The 16,688-nt window shown below is 67.5% G+C and carries 17 protein-coding genes; all 17 read right to left on the bottom strand.

Annotated features, from left to right (window positions below):
* Positions 1–128: 128 nt before the first annotated feature.
* On the bottom strand, positions 129–860 hold the full coding sequence (locus tag QNO06_RS06270) for a hypothetical protein (protein ID WP_227913975.1): 732 nt from the start codon (positions 858–860) through the stop codon (positions 129–131).
* Positions 861–1,009: 149 nt separating this feature from the next.
* Complete coding sequence (locus QNO06_RS06265; protein ID WP_227913974.1) at positions 1,010–1,861, bottom strand: hypothetical protein; 852 nt, start codon at positions 1,859–1,861, stop codon at positions 1,010–1,012.
* 99 nt (positions 1,862–1,960) lie between these two features.
* Positions 1,961–2,851 carry a GNAT family N-acetyltransferase gene (locus QNO06_RS06260; protein WP_331461480.1) on the bottom strand — a complete coding sequence of 297 codons (891 nt, stop codon included), beginning with the start codon at positions 2,849–2,851 and terminating at the stop codon, positions 1,961–1,963.
* The gene (gene ispG, locus QNO06_RS06255; RefSeq protein ID WP_227914062.1) at positions 2,826–3,992 is read right to left on the bottom strand and encodes a flavodoxin-dependent (E)-4-hydroxy-3-methylbut-2-enyl-diphosphate synthase; all 1,167 of its coding nucleotides are present in this window, start codon (positions 3,990–3,992) and stop codon (positions 2,826–2,828) included. Before ispG ends, QNO06_RS06260 begins: the two co-directional genes overlap by 26 nt.
* Positions 3,993–4,131: 139 nt before the next feature.
* Positions 4,132–4,422 carry a YciI family protein gene (locus tag QNO06_RS06250; RefSeq protein WP_227913973.1) on the bottom strand — a complete coding sequence of 97 codons (291 nt, stop codon included), beginning with the start codon at positions 4,420–4,422 and terminating at the stop codon, positions 4,132–4,134.
* 51 nt (positions 4,423–4,473) lie between these two features.
* Positions 4,474–4,824 (bottom strand): hypothetical protein, encoded by a 351-nt coding sequence (locus QNO06_RS06245; RefSeq protein ID WP_227913972.1) that lies wholly within the window; start codon positions 4,822–4,824, stop codon positions 4,474–4,476.
* Positions 4,825–4,837: 13 nt separating this feature from the next.
* Positions 4,838–5,494 carry a MarR family transcriptional regulator gene (locus QNO06_RS06240; protein ID WP_227913971.1) on the bottom strand — a complete coding sequence of 219 codons (657 nt, stop codon included), beginning with the start codon at positions 5,492–5,494 and terminating at the stop codon, positions 4,838–4,840.
* Positions 5,495–5,837: 343 nt separating this feature from the next.
* Positions 5,838–7,181 (bottom strand): M50 family metallopeptidase, encoded by a 1,344-nt coding sequence (locus QNO06_RS06235; protein ID WP_227913970.1) that lies wholly within the window; start codon positions 7,179–7,181, stop codon positions 5,838–5,840.
* A gap of 31 nt (positions 7,182–7,212) precedes the next feature.
* Entirely contained in the window at positions 7,213–8,439 is a 1,227-nt protein-coding gene (gene dxr, locus QNO06_RS06230) for a 1-deoxy-D-xylulose-5-phosphate reductoisomerase (protein ID WP_227914061.1), read from the bottom strand.
* 37 nt (positions 8,440–8,476) lie between these two features.
* On the bottom strand, positions 8,477–9,154 hold the full coding sequence (locus QNO06_RS06225) for an SDR family oxidoreductase (RefSeq protein ID WP_227913969.1): 678 nt from the start codon (positions 9,152–9,154) through the stop codon (positions 8,477–8,479).
* 49 nt (positions 9,155–9,203) lie between these two features.
* On the bottom strand, positions 9,204–10,469 hold the full coding sequence (locus tag QNO06_RS06220; RefSeq protein WP_227913968.1) for an MFS transporter: 1,266 nt from the start codon (positions 10,467–10,469) through the stop codon (positions 9,204–9,206).
* A 32-nt stretch (positions 10,470–10,501) separates the two neighbouring features.
* A complete protein-coding gene (locus QNO06_RS06215) occupies positions 10,502–11,314 on the bottom strand; it encodes an HpcH/HpaI aldolase/citrate lyase family protein (protein ID WP_227913967.1) in 813 nt (270 codons plus the stop codon).
* A gap of 44 nt (positions 11,315–11,358) precedes the next feature.
* A complete protein-coding gene (locus QNO06_RS06210; protein ID WP_227914060.1) occupies positions 11,359–11,865 on the bottom strand; it encodes a MaoC family dehydratase in 507 nt (168 codons plus the stop codon).
* 31 nt (positions 11,866–11,896) lie between these two features.
* Positions 11,897–12,538, bottom strand: a complete 642-nt coding sequence (locus tag QNO06_RS06205; RefSeq protein WP_227913966.1) for a CoA transferase subunit B — start codon at positions 12,536–12,538, stop codon at positions 11,897–11,899.
* Position 12,539: 1 nt separating this feature from the next.
* Positions 12,540–13,331 (bottom strand): CoA transferase subunit A, encoded by a 792-nt coding sequence (locus QNO06_RS06200; protein ID WP_227913965.1) that lies wholly within the window; start codon positions 13,329–13,331, stop codon positions 12,540–12,542.
* 43 nt (positions 13,332–13,374) lie between these two features.
* Positions 13,375–14,538 carry an acyl-CoA dehydrogenase family protein gene (locus tag QNO06_RS06195; protein ID WP_227913964.1) on the bottom strand — a complete coding sequence of 388 codons (1,164 nt, stop codon included), beginning with the start codon at positions 14,536–14,538 and terminating at the stop codon, positions 13,375–13,377.
* Positions 14,525–16,684, bottom strand: coding sequence for an ATP-binding protein (locus QNO06_RS06190; protein ID WP_227913963.1), 2,160 nt, complete (start codon positions 16,682–16,684; stop codon positions 14,525–14,527). The genes QNO06_RS06195 and QNO06_RS06190 overlap by 14 nt, the downstream gene beginning before the upstream one ends.
* Positions 16,685–16,688 lie beyond the last annotated feature (4 nt).

Raw genomic sequence — 16,688 nt, 5'->3', positions numbered from 1 at the left:
GGGACAAAGGGAGTAATGCTCCCCTCTAATCTAGCGCGTACCGCCGGTTCGGCCCGACAAGCGCTGCGACGACGGCGGGGCCGGCCCTGACCTGCAGGACCGGCCCCGCCGGGGCGTACAGCTGGGGCTTACTGCTTTTCCAGCTCGGCGAGTACCGCGTTGATGAGTTCCTCGGCCTCGGCCACGGCTGCCTCGGGATCTTCCGGAGCCTGCACGCTCATGTTGACGCGGGTGGTTCCGGAGATGCCGGATACCTGAAGGGTGGTATCCATGGTGCCGGTGCTGGTCACCGTGGTGACGAAGGCCTGTGTTACATCGGCATCCGTAGACGCGTCAAGACCCACATTGGTGGCCGTAGCCACGGCGCCAGCTGCGTCCATCTGGAACGTTGCGCACTCGTCCAGCAGTTTGCTGTCATTCTCCACCTGGGTTTCCAGCACCGCCGCATCGGGGTGGCTGACCACGGTGAGGGCCGACGTGGGGGAAAGCATCATCATGGCAATTTTTGCGTTGTCCAGCAGCTCGCCGATATCGGTCGAGGCGAAGGCGGCGCACTGCTCGGGGGTGATAACCACGCCCGCCAGCGCATCGCCGGCTCCGGTCATCTCCGGACGCAGCTGCTCGTCATTGATGACCTTGGCGCCGAGTGCCTGGTCCGAGTTCACGGCGAGCAGCGCGTCTTCGAGCTGATCCTCCATGTACTGCTCCTCGCCCACCGGACGGGTGGTGGGGGTGGCCGATTCCGACGGCGACGAGGAGGCCGACGGGGCGGAGTCCTTGCCTTCGGCGGAGCTTCCGCAGCCGGTCAGGGCTAGGACACCGGCTACTAGCAGCGCACCGGCGGTTGTGGTCTTCTTCATGGTTCCCCCAATTTTGTCCCGCTTGCGGATTGCGCAGCGGCAGTGTGATGGTTGCAGCTTTCCGTAAATGGAAAGTTCACTGAGCATCCTAACCGCGTGATCCACCTCACCCAAAAATCCCCGATTATGGCCGGTGCCGCGCTCCGGGCCTAGCCTTCCAACCGGTTCAGCACTTCCTCGAGGACCGGAGCTGTGTAGCGGATGGCTTCCCGCGGATCGCCTGCTTCATTGAGGGTGATCTGGACCGAGTTGGTACCGGACCAGGCGGTCAGGATCAGCGTGGTTTCCGTGACTCCGTTGGCCGTGGACCGGGTCTGGTAAGCCTGCGATGCCTCCCCAACCGGTGGCATGTCAGCCTCTTCGGTAACCGAGGAAATGGTCTGGCCGTTAACCGTCAGCGTGAACTGCGGGCAGGCAGAGAGCTGGCGTTTGCTGGTTTCGATTTCTGCGTCCACCGGTTCTTCCCCGGGCCAACTGATGACCGAGATGGAGTCGGGTTTCCCCGGGGCATTTCCGTCAATGGCCAGGGCCGCCATGCTGGCTTCCTCGCTGGCCTTTGCCAGGTCCGTATCCTCGGTCGGGTTGCAGGGGGAATACTCGGCGCCGCGCATGGCTTCGACGGCCTGCATATTGGCCCGCTTGAGATCGGATTCCTCCACCACGGTGCCGCCAATGTCCAGGTCCGTGTTCATCTCATCCAGAAGTGCGGCCAGGTTCGCCCCGCTGATACTGCCGCCGGTGCCGGGCCCTGCAGCGGATCTCGAAGGCTGGGAGGACTGGGCGGGCTTGGCGGACTTCTCCGACGCGGATGCTGCAGGCTTGGACCGTTCTTCCGCGTCGTCCCCGTCGCCGCATCCGGTCAGCGCGAAGGCAAGCGTTACCCCCAGTCCTGCGGCGGCGGCACGGAAAGTTCCGGCACGGAAAGCTCCGACACGGAACCCTCCGGCACGGAACCCTCCGGCACGCGTGAAACCGGCATAACGGGTCCTTGTCTTATCCATCTGGTTCCCCCATTTGTCGTAGGTGACGGGCAGCCAGGGCAGCCCGTGCGTGTGCCAGAGCCTACGGCGCAGCCGGAATCAGGCCGTGAAAACGGGGGGCTAAAACAGGACGGTGGCGAAGGTGCCCACCTGCTCAAAGCCGACGGCCTCGTACGTGGCGCGGGCGGGCGCGTTGTAGGAGTTCACGTACAGGCTGGTGATGGGGGCAATGTCCAGCGCGGCGGCGACGACGGCGGACATGTAGGAGCGGCTCAGGCCCCGTCCGCGGTACGCCGGGTTCATCCAGACCCCCTGGACCTGCACGGCCTGGCTGGACACTGTGCCCAGTTCCGCCTTGAAGACCACTTGCCCGGCGGCGTCGAGATCCATCAGGGAATGCCTGCGGTCAATGAGGTTCTTCACCCGCTGCCGGTAATGCCGGTCTCCGTTGGAGACGGGCGAATACCCCACCTCTTCCTCGAACATGGCCGTACACGCCGGCAGCAGCACATCCAGGTCACCGGGACGTGCGGCGCGCAGCCCGGGTGCCGGGGCGACGCCGGATTCCGCCGTCATCTGCAGCAGAGGCTGATCGGGGCGGACATCAAAAGGCTCCGGGGAGGACTGCCGCAGCTGGGACCAGATGGAGAGCACGGCCTCCGACGGGCCGAAGACGGAGGAGAAGCGGTTCCGGGACCGGGCAAGGTAGCTGCCAACCTCCGGCCCGGTATCGGCGTCCAGGCCCACGGGGACCACGTTGACGCCCGCCCAGCAGGCACCGATGAGGGTGCCGCCGTCGAACACCCCCACAATGCGGCCCCCTGCCGAGGTGGGCGCGGCGGTACGGGTGGTCTCCAAGTGCGAGAGCATAAAAATATTGGCCACCGGATCGGCGGCGGCCAAGTCCCACAGCGCTACGGTGTCTTCGTCGCGCAGGATCCGCAGCGCCGCACTCGTGGCGGCGCTGCGGACCGTGTTCGCCGGCTTAGCTGACGGTAACCATGGGGCCACCCGTCCCAGCATCCTCACCCTCGGGTTCCCCCATCTCTTCCGCGATCCTCATCGCTTCTTCGATAAGGGTTTCCACAATCTGGTCCTCGGGGACGGTCTTGATGACTTCGCCCTTGACAAAAATCTGTCCCTTGCCGTTACCGGAGGCTACACCCAGATCAGCCTCGCGTGCTTCACCGGGACCGTTTACTACGCAGCCCATTACGGCTACGCGCAGCGGAATGGTCATGCCTTCCAGTCCGGCGGTGACCTGCTCGGCCAGGGTGTAGACATCCACCTGGGCGCGGCCGCAGGACGGGCAGGACACGATTTCGAGCTTGCGCGGGCGCAGGTTCAGCGACTGCAGGATCTGGTTGCCCACCTTGACTTCCTCCACCGGCGGAGCGGAGAGGGAGACGCGGATGGTGTCACCGATGCCCTTGGACAGCAGCGCACCGAACGCGGTGGCGGACTTGATGGTGCCCTGGAACGCGGGGCCGGCTTCGGTCACGCCCAGGTGCAGGGGCCAGTCGCCGCGTTCGGCCAGCAGTTCGTAGGCCCGCACCATGACCACAGGGTCATTGTGCTTCACGGAGATCTTGAAGTCGTGGAAGTCGTGTTCCTCGAACAGGGACGCTTCCCACACGGCGGATTCCACCAGGGCCTCCGGCGTGGCCTTGCCGTACTTGGCCAGCAGCCGGGGATCCAGCGAACCGGCGTTGACACCGATGCGGATGGAGACGCCGGCGTCCTTGGCGGCATTGGCGATCTGCTTGACCTGGTCGTCAAACTTGCGGATGTTGCCGGGGTTCACGCGAACCGCTGCACAGCCGGCGTCGATGGCCGCAAAGACGTACTTCGGCTGGAAGTGGATGTCCGCGATCACGGGAATCTGTGACTTCTTCGCGATGATCGGCAGGGCGGCTGCGTCGTCGGCGCTGGGGCAGGCGACGCGGACAATGTCGCAGCCCGACGCCGTCAGCTCGGCGATCTGCTGCAGCGTGCCGTTGATGTCCGTGGTGGGGGTGGTGGTCATGGACTGGACGCTGATGGGCGAGTCCGAGCCGACTCCGACGGAGCCCACTTTGATCTGACGGGTTTTGCGTCGCGGCGCAAGCGTGGGCGGCGGTGCAGCTGGCATTCCAAGGTTGACCGAGGTCAAAACGTCCTCCATGTGCCGAAACGGCAGGTATTAGGCTGTGAAACGCGCGTATGACAACGCGCCCTTCCTATTATCACCCCGGCCCGGACCTGTTCGGTGGCACCGGGGCGGATATCACTCAGGGCTTAGAGCGCCCGGATCAGGAAAGGTCCGTGAAAGCGCCGATGGCGGGCTTCCACGCGGTGGTCTTCATCCCCGAGATGGCGCCCGCAACGGCGAACGGATCCTGTTTCAGGAGGTTGAGCAGATCACTTTCCTCTTCGGCCACCATCAGCAGCAGGGCTCCGGCGCCGTCGGCAAACGCTCCGGCGGACAGTACCCTGCCCTCGTCCGCCAGCTGCTGCAGCCACCCGCGGTGCGCGGGGCGGTGCTCGTTGCGGAGTTCATCCGAACCGGCTTCGTAGACATACTCAACTGCAAAAATACTCATGGGCTCAAGCCTACGGGATGCCCCGATACCGAACCGCAGGAGTGACGCAGGCTACAGCAGGAACAACCGGATCGGCATGGCCACGGCTGCGGCCCAGAGCATGGAAGTCAGCGTCCCGATGATGAAGCGTTCGGCGGCTGCCGGGGTTTCCTTAAGTTCGGCGTAGCGGCCCAGGCCCTTGACCGCCACCACATAGGCAATCGCCACGGGTTCGTCCGCGAGGACGGCGGCGGCCACGGCCAGGCGTTCCAGCATTCCGATGGCCAGTCCGCCGCGAAGGACCGCAGGCGGCGGGGGCGGCGGGTTGCCGACGTCACGGGCAAGCCGGAGCACGCCGGCGGTCACCGGCCAGCCGAGCAGTGCTGCAGCCAGCAGTCCAAGCGCAACCCACAGGACAGCCACTACCGGTCCCCCTTCATATCTGTTCCATCCCTGCCGGATCTGTTCCGTCCCTGCCGGCCCCGCCCGCACCCGGAGGTACGGCGAGGTCATCCGCGCGCCGCAGCAGCACGGCGGCCGCCGGCCGGGCAGCCCATTCCTCCTGCCACCCCGCCCTCGCTACGGCCTTACTCACTGCCTGGGAGCTGATGCCGAGCATACGGGCGGCACCTGTCTGGGCTCCCCATTTGCCGGGTTCGACGTGTTGCAGGATCCGCCATTCCGACTCTGTCCGCTCGGCGATCAAGCGGCCCAGCAGTACGAGTACTGCCTCCGCCTCGGCGGCGCCGGGCGATCCTTCGACCGCCACCGCGGGCCGGTCGCCGGTTTTCTTGGCCCGGTCGACGGCTCGGCGGGCGGCAACGAAGGCCGGCCCGCCGGCCTCCCGCGGGCTGCGCGGCAAGGGTTCATGGACCGGTCCGACGCCGATTCCCACGTACCAGTTCCCGTTCCTGAGGACCTGGAGAGCGGCGTCGACGGCGGTCTCGGCACTTGCGCAGACCCCTTGTACCTCATCCCCAACGGAGCGTTCGAAGGGCAGCACCATGGGCAGCTCAGCGAGGGCAGCCAGGAGCCCCGGAACACGGTCTCCGCTCCCCTGGCTGTTCCTTTGGTCAATGGTCAGGACGAACATTCTGCAACCGTAAACGTATGCAAATCAAATTGCAACCAATAAAGGGTTCATTTCCGATTGCAACCACCAGTGAGGCCAGGCCGGAGACCCTTGTGCGGGGACACTGTTTCTGTGCTTAGCGCCCACGCCTGGCGGATTGTCCCTGCTCGTCCGAAGGGGTAGCGGCGCCTCCGTTTCGGGAAAGGTCGACCGGTTTGGGAAATCCCTCGCGGCGAAACCCTGCGGTTTGTGGCATTCCCCGCGCTGCGCAGCGCGGGGAATGCCACAAACCGCGGGGATCCGGACAAACCGAAGCGAAGTGCCGGGATCGGACGGCGACGCGCGCAGGCACCCGAGCACACCGCTAGTTGAACAGGCTGACCGGCTTCACAATGTCGGCGTAGATCAGCAGCGCGCCCATACCCATCAGCAGCACCGCCACCGCATACGTCAAGGGCAGCATCTTGGCCATGTCGAAGGGCCCCGGATCCGGCCGGCGGAACAGCTTGGCCACACGGCGGCGCAGCCCCTCCCACAGGGCGCCGGCCACGTGCCCGCCGTCCAGCGGCAGCAGCGGAATCAGGTTGAACACAAACAGGGCCAGGTTGACGCTGGCGACCAGCCCGATGAGCGTGGCTACCCGGCTTTGGAGCGGGATGGCGTCCTGGGAAGAAATTTCCCCGGCGATCCTGCCTACGCCCACCACGCTCATGGGTCCGTTCGGGTCACGCGGCTCGGAGGAGAAGGCGGCCTGCGCCACGTCCACTACGCGCTGGGGCAGGTTCACCACCACGCTGGCAATGTTGGCCAGGTTCTCCCCCACCGTGGGCAGCACCGCCCCGGCAGACTGCCGGACGAGGGCCTGCTCGGCACCGACGCCGATGAAGCCCACTTCCTGTGTGACGTAGTTGCCCTGGTCATCGGTCTCTGCGGCACCGTCGTCGCCCACCACCGGACGTTCGGTGAGCAGCGGGGTGATGGTGGTCTGCTGCTCGACGCCGTCGCGCTCGTAGGTCAGCGGAACACTGCGGCCCGCGGTCTCGCGGATCCAGCCGGAGAGCTCCTCCCAGGAGGACACCTGCTTGCCGTCAAAGACCGTGATGGTGTCCCCCGGAAGCAGTCCGGCCTCATACGCCGGCGCCGCGGGGTCCTCGGCGGTGCAGTCGGTCTGGCCGGTGGCCGCCTGCTGCTCGGCGCTGATAACGCACTTGTTGACCTCCGCCAGCGTGGTGGTGGTCTGCGCGGTGCCGAAGCCCATCAGCAGTACGGCGTAGAGCACCACGCCGATCAGCAGGTTCATCAACGGCCCGCCGAGCATAATGATGATCCGCTTGTAGATGGGCAGCTTGTAGAAGACCCGGTTTTCGTCGCCCTCCACCAGGCGGTCGGTCTCGGCCTGCCGTGCTTCGGTAGCCAACTGCTGGAACATTCCGGTGCTGGAGCGGCGGACCTCGCCGTCGTGCTCCTTGTTGGGCGGGAACATGCCCACCATGGACACGTAGCCGCCCAGGGGCAGCGCCTTGAACCCGTACTCCGTTTCACCCTTGGTGCGGGAGAAAACCGTGGGCCCGAACCCGATCATGTACTGGGTCACCCGGACCTTGAACGCCTTGGCGGGCAGCAAGTGCCCCACCTCATGCAGCGCAATGGACGCCGCGATGCCCAGCGCCACAAAAAGCACGCCCAGGATGAAAAGCAGAATGGTCAACGGGCTTCCTTCATTTCAACGTCACAACTGATCATCTTCCACAACGCTTCCGCGCCGCTTCGCGTGCCCACCGCTCCGCTGCAAGCAGCGAGTCCAGGGTGAGCGGGCCGTCGTCGGGAGCTTCCCCAAGTACGGCGGCGATCGTATCAACGATGTCTGTGAAACCAATCAACCCGTCATGGAAGGCATCCACGGCTTCCTCGTTGGCGGCGTTGTAGACGGCCATTTTCGTGCCGCCGGCGGCTGCGGCGCGCTTGGCCAGGGCGACGGCGGGGAACGCTTCCTCATCCAGCGGTTCGAAGGTCCACTCGGTGGCCCGGGTCCAGTCGCACGGCCTGGCGGCACCGGGTACGCGGTGCGGCCAGCCCATCCCCAGGGCAATGGGCAGGCGCATGTCCGGCGGGGAGGCCTGGGCAATGGTGGACCCGTCCACAAACTGCACCATGGAATGCACCACCGACTGCGGGTGGACCACTACGTCGATCCGTTCCAGCGGGATGTCGAAGAGCAGGTGCGCCTCGATGACTTCCAGGGCCTTGTTCACCATGGTGGCGGAATTGGTGGTGACCATGCGGCCCATTTTCCAGGTGGGGTGCGCCAACGCCTGTTCGGGAGTCACATCGGCCAGATCTGCCCGCTTGAGCCCGCGGAACGGCCCGCCCGACGCCGTGACCACCAGACGGTCCACTTCCTCGTGGGTGCCGGAACGGAGGGCCTGGGCCAGGGCGGAGTGCTCGGAGTCCACGGGAACCAGCTGTCCCGGTGCGGCGGCCCGCTTCACCAGCTCGCCGCCCACAATCAGGGACTCCTTGTTGGCCAGCGCCAGCATGTGTCCGGCCGCCAGCGCAGCCAGCGTGGGTTCCAGGCCAATGGACCCGGTGATGCCGTTCAGCACGACGTCGGCTTCCGGCCAGGCGGCGACGGCGGTGGCCGCGGTGGGGCCTGCAAACAGTTCCGGATCGTAGCCGGTGACGCCGGCGGAGGCTGCGGCCGCATCGATATGCCGGCGCAGCGTTGCCACGTCCACGGCAGCACATCCCACTGCTTCGGCCCGGGTGTGCACGGCCTGCTGCGCGAGCAGGTCCAGGTTCGAGCCGCCGGCCGCCAGCGCCACAATGCGGAACCGCTCCGGGGCGCCGTCGGCCACGTCGATGGCCTGCGTACCGATGGATCCCGTGGATCCCAGCAGGACCACGCGGCGGGGCAAGTGGTTCGAACCGGGCCGGCGGGAACGGACGTAGTCGTGGTCGGAGGACATCGATTCGGAAGGCTGCATGCCTCCAGTATCCCGCACCCTACCGTCCGGGCTGCAGTGCCTGCACAGCATCGGCGATGGGCGTGGTGCCGGTGATCAGCCCCAGCGCCTGGTGGACGCCGTCGCCGGTCTTCAGCAATTCGGCCAGGACGGCGGCGACGTCGGAGCGCGGGATGGTGTCCCGGGGTACGTCCGGGGCCAGCTCCACGACTCCCAGAGGTGCGTCGTTGGTGAGGATGCCCGGGCGCAGGATGGTCCAGTCCAGCTGGCTGCGCGCCATGAGGTCCTCTTCGGCGGCGAGCTTGGCCACGAGGTAGGCGTACATCACCTCATCCAGGCCCTGCGGGCGGTTACCATCCCGGACTGCGTCCAGCCCGCCGGAGGAGACCTGGAGGAAACGCCCGGCCCCGGCCTGCTCGGCGGCTTCGGCCAGCAGCACCGCGGCGGCGCGGTCCACCGTGTCCTTGCGGGCGGCTCCGCTTCCCGGCCCGGCACCGGCGGCGAACACCGCGGCGTCGGCGCCGGTGAGCACCTGCACCACGTCTTCGAGGGTGCTGTTCTCCAGGTCCAGGACCACCGGAGCCACGCCGTCGCCTTCCAGGTCCGCTGCCTGCTCCGGGTTGCGGATCAACCCGGCGACGTCGTGGCCGTCCGCGGCCAGCAGGCGACCGAGTTCGCGGGCAATTCTTCCGTGGGCTCCAGCTATCACTATGCGCATGACAGCTAAACGGCTCCCGTCCGCGGATGATTCCCACCCGGCAACAGCTTTACGTCCGATTCAGTGCCGGAGGCGTGCCCGCCCTGCCGGTCCCAGCTCCGGCATTGCGGAGCAGATAAACCGCTGCCGCGGCACAGATGAGGAAAACCATCCCGCCCGCGGCTACCGGGAGGGCAACGTTTACCACGGCGAGGGCTCCGCCGGCTGCGGAACCCAGGGCCAGGCCCAGCAGCCCCAGCACGCGGGATGCGGCATTGACACGCCCGCGGAGTCCGTCCGGAACCAGGCGCTGCCTCAGCGATGTTGCGCAGATCCCCCACACAACAGCGTGGAAGATGTACGCCGCCAGAAGCAGTGCCGCCGCTGAGGCGTTGTGTGTGACGGCGAGGACGAGGAGGGAGCCGGCGCCGATGGCGAGGGCGGCGGAAATGGTCCAGCGGTAGCCGAACCATGCACTCATACGGGGCGTTGCATACGAGGCGATCAGGCCGCCGGCGGCTGACACGGCGAGGATGATGCCGTACCCGGCGCCGTCGACGCCCAGTTGCTGCTGCGCGAACAGCACCAGAATCGAGAAGGCCAGCATGTAGCCCGTGCTGGCGAGGGCGCCAATAAGCGCAAGCCCGCCGACCAGCCGGTGCCGCACCAGCCAGTGCGCACCGGCCATGGCATCCCGCCATACCGTGCTGCCGGGTACGGCGATACGGTCCGGGGCGGCAGTGCGGTCCGGTCCGGCGGTACTGTCCGGGGCGGCGCGCGGCGGCAAGGCCAAGGCCAGCACCCCTGCCACGGCCCACAACCCGCCCATCGCAAAGAGGGGTGCCGATGCAGCCAGGGCGAAGAGAAGCCCACCCAACGGCGGCCCTGCGAATTCATCCGCGACAAGCTGCGACGCCGAGATCCGGCTGTTCGCCCGGTCCAGGTCCCCAGGGCCTACGAGGCCCGGGACGAGGGAAACCGCGGCATTGTCGGCAGCGCTTTCAAGCGTTCCGACGACCGCGAACGCGGCATACACCAGAAGCAGTCCACCGATTCCGAAGTGGACACACAGCGCTAGGGTGGCCACCGCTGTGCCCCGCAGCAGATTAGCTGACACGAGCACGAGCCGGCGGTCGGCCCGATCCACCCACACCCCGACGGGCAGGGCTGCGAGCAGGCGTACAAGTGCATAAACCGTAGCGAGCCCGGCAACCCACCGCGGGTCGTCCGTCAGGGATGCGGCCAGCAGCGGCATCGACACGAAAGCCAGCCCGTCCGCGAGGTTCGACGCGGAATTCGCACCCCACAGGGCATTGAACGCACAGCCAAGGGACATGGCGATGAGCCTACCCTCCGGCCCCTGCGGGGCTACGCTCCGGCGCGGCGCAGGGTCTGCTCGGCCTGCAGCAGCAGCGGCCCGTCAATCATCTGGCCGCGGAAGCTGAACACTCCCCCGTGGTTCTTCGCCTCGGCGAGGACCTGCTCGGCGTAGGTGACATCCGCGGGGTTCGGTGCGTAGGCTGCGCGCACTGCCGCGACCTGGTCGGGATGGATGCAGGCCTTGGCAGCAAAACCGGAGGCAACTGCATCGCGGGCTTCCTGCTCCAGCCCGGCGATGTCCGGGATGTTGCCGTAAATGGAGTCAATGGCGCCCTTGCCAAACGCTCCGGCAGCCAGCAGCACGGTGCACCGGGCCTGGACGGCCACGCTGCGGTAGGAACCGTCGTCGCGGCGGCTGGACTCCCCGCCGAGGGAGGCGAGCAGGTCCTCGGCACCCCACATGAGGGCTGCCACGGTGGGCACCGCGGCAATCTCGGCGGCACGCACCACGCCCAGGGCGGTTTCCAGCAGGGCAACGACCGTGAAGCCTGCGAGCGCCTGCCCGATAGCGGCCGGGTCTTCGGCCTTGGCCAGCATCACCGTGCGGTAAGGGGTGTCCCACAGGGCGGCAAGGTCACGCTCAAACTCGTCGCTGCCCAGCGGATTGACCCGCACAATGGTGGACGCCGGATCCAGTTCCGCGGACCGGAGGTTCTTCCGGGCAGCGTCCTTGTCCCTGGGTGCCACGGCATCTTCCAGGTCCAGGATGACGGCGTCCGCCCGTTCGGCTGCCTTGCCGAAACGGTCGGGCCGGTCTCCCGGGCAGAAAAGCAGGGCGGGTCCCATGGGGAAGGTGGTCATGCGCTGGACTCCTCGGTCTTTACGGTGATGCTTATCGCTCCAACCTATCGCGTGGCCGCAGCCTGTTCCTGCGCTGCGTATCCGTCCGCTGTCCACATCAGGGCCGTCCGGGTACACCGGCCGACGACGTCGCCGTTCTGGTTCCGGCCGGTGTGGGCCAGCGTGACAATCCCCTGGCCCGGCCGGGAGGAGGACAGCCGCATATCCAGCACTTCGGTTTCGGTATAGAGGGTGTCGCCTTGGAACAGCGGGTGCGGGAAGCTGATCTCCCCCAGCCCCAGCTGCGCCACCAGGGTGCCCTGCGTCAGCTGCGCGACCGACTGTCCCACCATCGTGGCCAGGGTGAACATGGAGTTCACCAGCCGCTGCCCGAACGGCTGCCCCTGGCTGTAGGCGGCGTCCAGGTGCAGGCCCTGGGTGTTCATGGTCAGGGTGGTGAACAGGACATTGTCCGCTTCGGTGACCGTGCGGCCGGGCCGGTGCCGGTACACCGTTCCCGGCTCGAATTCCCCGTACCAGAGGCCGCGCTGCTCAACCACCCGGGGCGCCATGGCCGTCTTCTCGGTGCCGGCGTCCGGCTCCTCATACGTCAAGGGACACCTCCAGCGGAGCACCTGTTCCGGCCAGGACCTCTTCCACGGTGACACCGGGCGCCGTTTCGCGCAGCACCAGCCCCTCCGGTCCCACCTCGATGACGGCCAGGTCCGTGACGATCAGGTCCACGCATCCCTTTCCGGTCAGCGGCAGGGAGCACTCGGCCACGATCTTGGGCCGGCCGGCCCGGTCCAGGTGCTCCATCATCACAATGACGCGTTTCGCGCCGAAGACCAGGTCCATGGCCCCGCCCATGCCCTTGACCATCTTTCCCGGCACCATCCAGTTGGCCAGGTCGCCGTTGGCCGCCACTTCCATGGCGCCCAGCACGGCCACGTCCACGTGCCCGCCGCGCACCATGCCGAAGGACGCCCCGGAATCGAAGAAGGAGGCCCCGCTGTTCACGGTAACCGTTTCCTTCCCGGCGTTGATCAGGTCCGGGTCCAGCCGGTCCTCGGCGGGATAGGGTCCGACGCCGAGGATTCCGTTCTCGGAGTGCAGCACCACTTCCACGCCCTCCGGGATGTAGTTCGGGATCAGGGTGGGCATACCGATGCCCAGGTTCACGTATTCGCCGTCGTGCAGCTCCCGGGCCACCCGGGCGGCCAGCTCATGCCGGGTCAGTGCCATCTCAGGCCTCCTTCATTTCGGCAGCGGCTTCGGCAGCCGACGGCGCGGCGCTGACGGTGCGTTTTTCAATCCGTTTTTCCACGTCCGGTGCCAGCACCACCCGCTGCACGAAGATACCGGGCACGTGCACCTGGCCCGGATCCAGCTCACCCGGTTCCACCAGTTCCTCCACCTCGGCAATGGTGATCCGGCCGGCGGCGGCGCAAAGCGGGTTGAAGTTCATGGCTGTGGCGTGGAAGACCAGGTTGCCGTGCCGGTCTCCCTTGGCGGCATGGACCAGGGCGAAGTCCGGGGTCAGGGACTCCTCCAGCACATAGTCGGCGCCGTTGAAGCTGCGGACTTCCTTGGGTTCGGAGGCTACGGCCACCAACCCCTCGGCGTCGTACTTCTGCGGCAGCCCGCCCTCGGAGACCTGCGTTCCCACCCCTGCCGGAGTGTAGAAGGCCGGGATGCCGGCGCCGCCGGCACGCAGCTTCTCCGCCAAGGTGCCCTGCGGGGTCAGGACCACTTCCAGTTCCCCGGAGAGGAACTGGCGGGCAAATTCCTTGTTCTCGCCCACATAGGAGCTGATGGTGCGGCGGATCCGGTGGTCCGCCAGCAGCCGGCCCAGCCCCCAGTCATCCACGCCGCAGTTGTTGCTCACCGTCTCCAGGTCCGTGGTGCCCTGGGCATGCAGGGCATCGATCAAGGCCACAGGGATGCCGCAGAGGCCGAAGCCGCCCACAGCCAGGGAAGCCCCGTCCGGGATGTCGGCGACGGCTTCCGCCGCGCCGGGATACACCTTGTTGATCATCGCTTTATCCGTTTCTGCTCGGTTCGCACGCCGCCGGTTCCGGTTACAGGCCCATACTGCGGGCAATAAGCATCAACTGCACCTCAGTAGTCCCCTCGCCGATTTCCAGGATCTTGGAATCCCGGTAGTGCCGGGCCACGGGGAATTCGTTGATGAAGCCGTAGCCGCCGAAGATTTGCGTGGCGTCCCGGGCATTGTCCATGGCCGCTTCCCCGGCAATCATCTTCGCCATTGCGGCTTGGGTCTTGAACGGACGTCCGGCGAGCATCCGGGCCGCCGCGTCGTAATAGGCCAGCCGGGCGGTGTGGGCGCGGGCCTCCATGCGGGCGATTTTGAAGGAAATGGACTGGTAGGTGCCGATGGCTGCTCCGAACGCGGAGCGTTCCTTGGCGTACTTCAGGGATTCATCCACGCAGCCCTGGGCCGCGCCGGTGGCCAGCGCGGCAATGGCAATGCGGCCCTCGTCCAGGATCTGCAGGAAGTTCGCGAAACCGCGGCCGCGGGTGCCCAGCAGGTTCGCTTCGGGCACCCGCACGTCGGTGAGGGTCAGCGGGTGGGTGTCGGAGGCGTTCCAGCCCACCTTGTTGTAGGGCTTTTCCGCCGTGAAGCCGGGGGTGCCGGTGGGCACGAGGATGGTGGAGATTTTCTTCCGGAAGGTGCCGTCCGGCTCGGTGACCGTGTCCGTGACGGCGGTGACCGTGACCAGGCGGGTGATATCGGTGCCGGAGTTGGTGATGAATTCCTTGCTGCCGTTGATCACCCACTGCCCGTCCTCGAGCACCGCGGTGGTCTTGGTTCCCCCGGCGTCGGAACCGGCCTCGCGTTCGGTGAGCCCGAAGCCGGCGAGCGCTTCACCGCTGGCCAGCAGGGGCAGCCACTGCTGCTTCTGTTCCTCGTTGCCGAACCGGTAAATGGGCATGGCGCCGAGGGAGACGCCCGCTTCCAGGGTGATGGCCACGGACTGGTCCACCCGGGCAATCTGTTCCAGGGCCAGCGCCAGGGCAAAGTAGTCCCCGCCCATGCCGCCGTACTCCTCGGGGAAGGGCAGCCCGAACAGGCCCATCTCCCCCATCTGCGCCACTACCTTGTACGGGAAGCTGTGCTCGGCGTCGTGCTGGGCGGAGACCGGGGCAATGACCTCGTCGGCGAAGTCGCGCACCGTGTCGGAGAGGTCCTGGTATTCCTCGCTGAGTTCAAAGTCGGGCATGGTCTGCTCCTTCAGTGGAATCGGGTTCGGTGCTTTCGGGTACTGCGGGATCAGGGCTTGCAGGGGCGGGGCCGGCAAGGTCTGGCGTCACGGTGGCCAGGACCTGGTCGGCCTTGACGAGGTCCCCGGGACGGAGGCTGAGGCTGACTCTTCCCGCCACCGGCGCGCGCAGCTGGTGCTCCATCTTCATGGCTTCCACGCTCAGGAGCGGATCTCCGGCAGCCACCCGGGCGCCGTCGGGCACGGCCACGGCCACCACGGTGCCGGGCATCGGCGAGCGCACCACGGGGTCGGCGTCGCCCGCTTCCCGTCCTGCAGCCGCCAGCTGCCGCTCCAGCTGTTCGGTGCGGCTCCGGATGCGCAGGCGTGCGGTGAACGGTCCGTCGGCACTGTTGCCGGCCAGCCACAGGGCCCCGGTGCCCGGCTCGACTGCCGTGGTGAACGTGTGCAGGATTCCGTCCAGGGTCAGCCGGACGGGACGGCCGGCCGCGGCCGGGCCCTCGGTCACCAGGGCCGCGGCGTACTCCGGACCGTCCTCGCCGATCCGCACCGTGGCCTTCTGCGCGCTGCCGGCGACGGTGACGTTAGTGTCGGCTCCTCCCGGTGCCGGGGCGGCGAAGACCAGGTGCAGCGGCGCAGCGGCCCCGGTGTTCCCGGTCCCCACTCGCCAGCCGTCCGCCCGCCGCCAGGGCGAGCCCGACGCCGGTCCGGTCAGCCCCTGCAGATACAGCAGGGCCGCGGCGGCCAGTTCGGGATCCCCCGGGGTGCGGAACCGCATCCCCGGCAGCCGCCGCTCAATCAGGGTGGTGTCCAGCCGGCCGGCCCGCACATCGGGGTCGGCCAGAAGCAGCCGCAGGTACTCCACGTTGGTGCCGATGCCCAGCACTGTGGTTCCGGCAAGCGCGCGGTCCAGCCGGGCCAGCGCCGTGCCCCGGTCCGGGCCCCAGGCGATGACCTTGGCCAGCATGGGGTCATAGCTGGAGGACACTGCGAGTCCCGGGAGCAGGGAGGAGTCGATCCGGGTACCTTCTCCGGCCGGTTCCTGCAGCCACTGCACCGAGCCCGAGGTGGGCAGGAAATCCCGTTCCGGGTCCTCCGCGTAGATCCGGGCTTCCACGGCATGCCCGGTGAGCACCACATCCTCCTGCTTGAAGGACAGCGGGTGCCCGGCGGCGATCCGGACCTGCTCCGCTACCAGGTCCACTCCGGTGACCATTTCGGTGACCGGGTGCTCCACCTGCAGGCGGGTGTTCATTTCCATGAAGAAGAACTCATCCGGGGCGGCGTCGGAGACCAGGAACTCCACGGTGCCGGCCCCCGTGTAGTCCACGGACCGCGCCGCGTTGCAGGCCGCTTCGCCGATCCGTTCCCGGGTGGCCGGATCCAGCAGCACCGAGGGGGCTTCTTCGATGACTTTCTGGTGCCGGCGCTGCAGGGAGCATTCCCGCTCCCCCAGGTGGACCACGTTCCCGTGCGTGTCCGCGAGGACCTGCACCTCGATGTGCCGGGGTGAGGACACCAGGCGCTCAAGGAACAGGGTGTCGTCTCCGAACGCCGAGGCGGCCACGCGCCGGGCGGTCTGCAGTGCCGCAGCGAGGTCTTCTGGCCGTTCGACGGCGTGCATGCCCTTTCCGCCGCCGCCGGCGGAAGGCTTGATCAGGATGGGATAACCGATCCCCTCCGCGGCTGCCTGCAGCCGGGCATCGTCCAGGCCCGGTTCGGCAATGCCCGGCACCACGGGCACCCCGTGGGCCTGGACGTGGTTCTTGGCCCGGATCTTGTCCCCCATCAGGTCCAGGGAGGTTACCCCCGGGCCAATGAAGGTGATGCCGGCGTTGGCCAGAGCACGGGCGAAATCGGCGTTCTCGCTGAGGAAACCGTACCCGGGGTGCACTGCCTGCGCGCCGGTGCTGCGGCACGCGGCCAGGACGGCGTCCACGGACAGGTAGCTCTGCCTCGCCGGTGCCGGGCCCAGCCGGACGGCGGTGTCGGCTTCGCGCACGTGCCGCGCCCCGGCGTCGTCGTCGCTGTAGACCGCCACCGAGCGGATCCCCAGCTCGCGGAGGGTGCGGATGACCCGGCAGGCGATTTCACCGCGGTTGGCCACCAGCACGGTGTGGAACAGCGGAGCGTCAAAGGGTGTCATTGGG

It is taken from the genome of Arthrobacter sp. zg-Y20 (assembly GCF_030142075.1).
Lineage (GTDB): Bacteria > Actinomycetota > Actinomycetes > Actinomycetales > Micrococcaceae > Arthrobacter_B.
Note: the sequence above shows the minus strand (reverse complement) of the source record. Positions and strands in the feature narration are given on the sequence as shown.

Excerpts from the sequence above, each read along its gene's own strand:
- QNO06_RS06190 (WP_227913963.1), bottom strand. The coding sequence starts at position 16,684 with ATGACACCCTTTGACGCTCCGCTGTTCCACACCGTGCTGGTGGCCAAC.
- QNO06_RS06200 (WP_227913965.1), bottom strand. The coding sequence starts at position 13,331 with ATGATCAACAAGGTGTATCCCGGCGCGGCGGAAGCCGTCGCCGACATC.
- QNO06_RS06215 (WP_227913967.1), bottom strand. The coding sequence starts at position 11,314 with ATGACCACCTTCCCCATGGGACCCGCCCTGCTTTTCTGCCCGGGAGAC.
- dxr (WP_227914061.1), bottom strand. The coding sequence starts at position 8,439 with ATGTCCTCCGACCACGACTACGTCCGTTCCCGCCGGCCCGGTTCGAAC.
- QNO06_RS06195 (WP_227913964.1), bottom strand. The coding sequence starts at position 14,538 with ATGCCCGACTTTGAACTCAGCGAGGAATACCAGGACCTCTCCGACACG.
- QNO06_RS06220 (WP_227913968.1), bottom strand. The coding sequence starts at position 10,469 with ATGTCCCTTGGCTGTGCGTTCAATGCCCTGTGGGGTGCGAATTCCGCG.
- QNO06_RS06240 (WP_227913971.1), bottom strand. The coding sequence starts at position 5,494 with ATGTTCGTCCTGACCATTGACCAAAGGAACAGCCAGGGGAGCGGAGAC.
- QNO06_RS06205 (WP_227913966.1), bottom strand. The coding sequence starts at position 12,538 with ATGGCACTGACCCGGCATGAGCTGGCCGCCCGGGTGGCCCGGGAGCTG.
- QNO06_RS06225 (WP_227913969.1), bottom strand. The coding sequence starts at position 9,154 with ATGCGCATAGTGATAGCTGGAGCCCACGGAAGAATTGCCCGCGAACTC.
- QNO06_RS06250 (WP_227913973.1), bottom strand. The coding sequence starts at position 4,422 with ATGAGTATTTTTGCAGTTGAGTATGTCTACGAAGCCGGTTCGGATGAA.
- QNO06_RS06270 (WP_227913975.1), bottom strand. The coding sequence starts at position 860 with ATGAAGAAGACCACAACCGCCGGTGCGCTGCTAGTAGCCGGTGTCCTA.
- QNO06_RS06265 (WP_227913974.1), bottom strand. The coding sequence starts at position 1,861 with ATGGATAAGACAAGGACCCGTTATGCCGGTTTCACGCGTGCCGGAGGG.
- QNO06_RS06210 (WP_227914060.1), bottom strand. The coding sequence starts at position 11,865 with ATGGCGCCCCGGGTGGTTGAGCAGCGCGGCCTCTGGTACGGGGAATTC.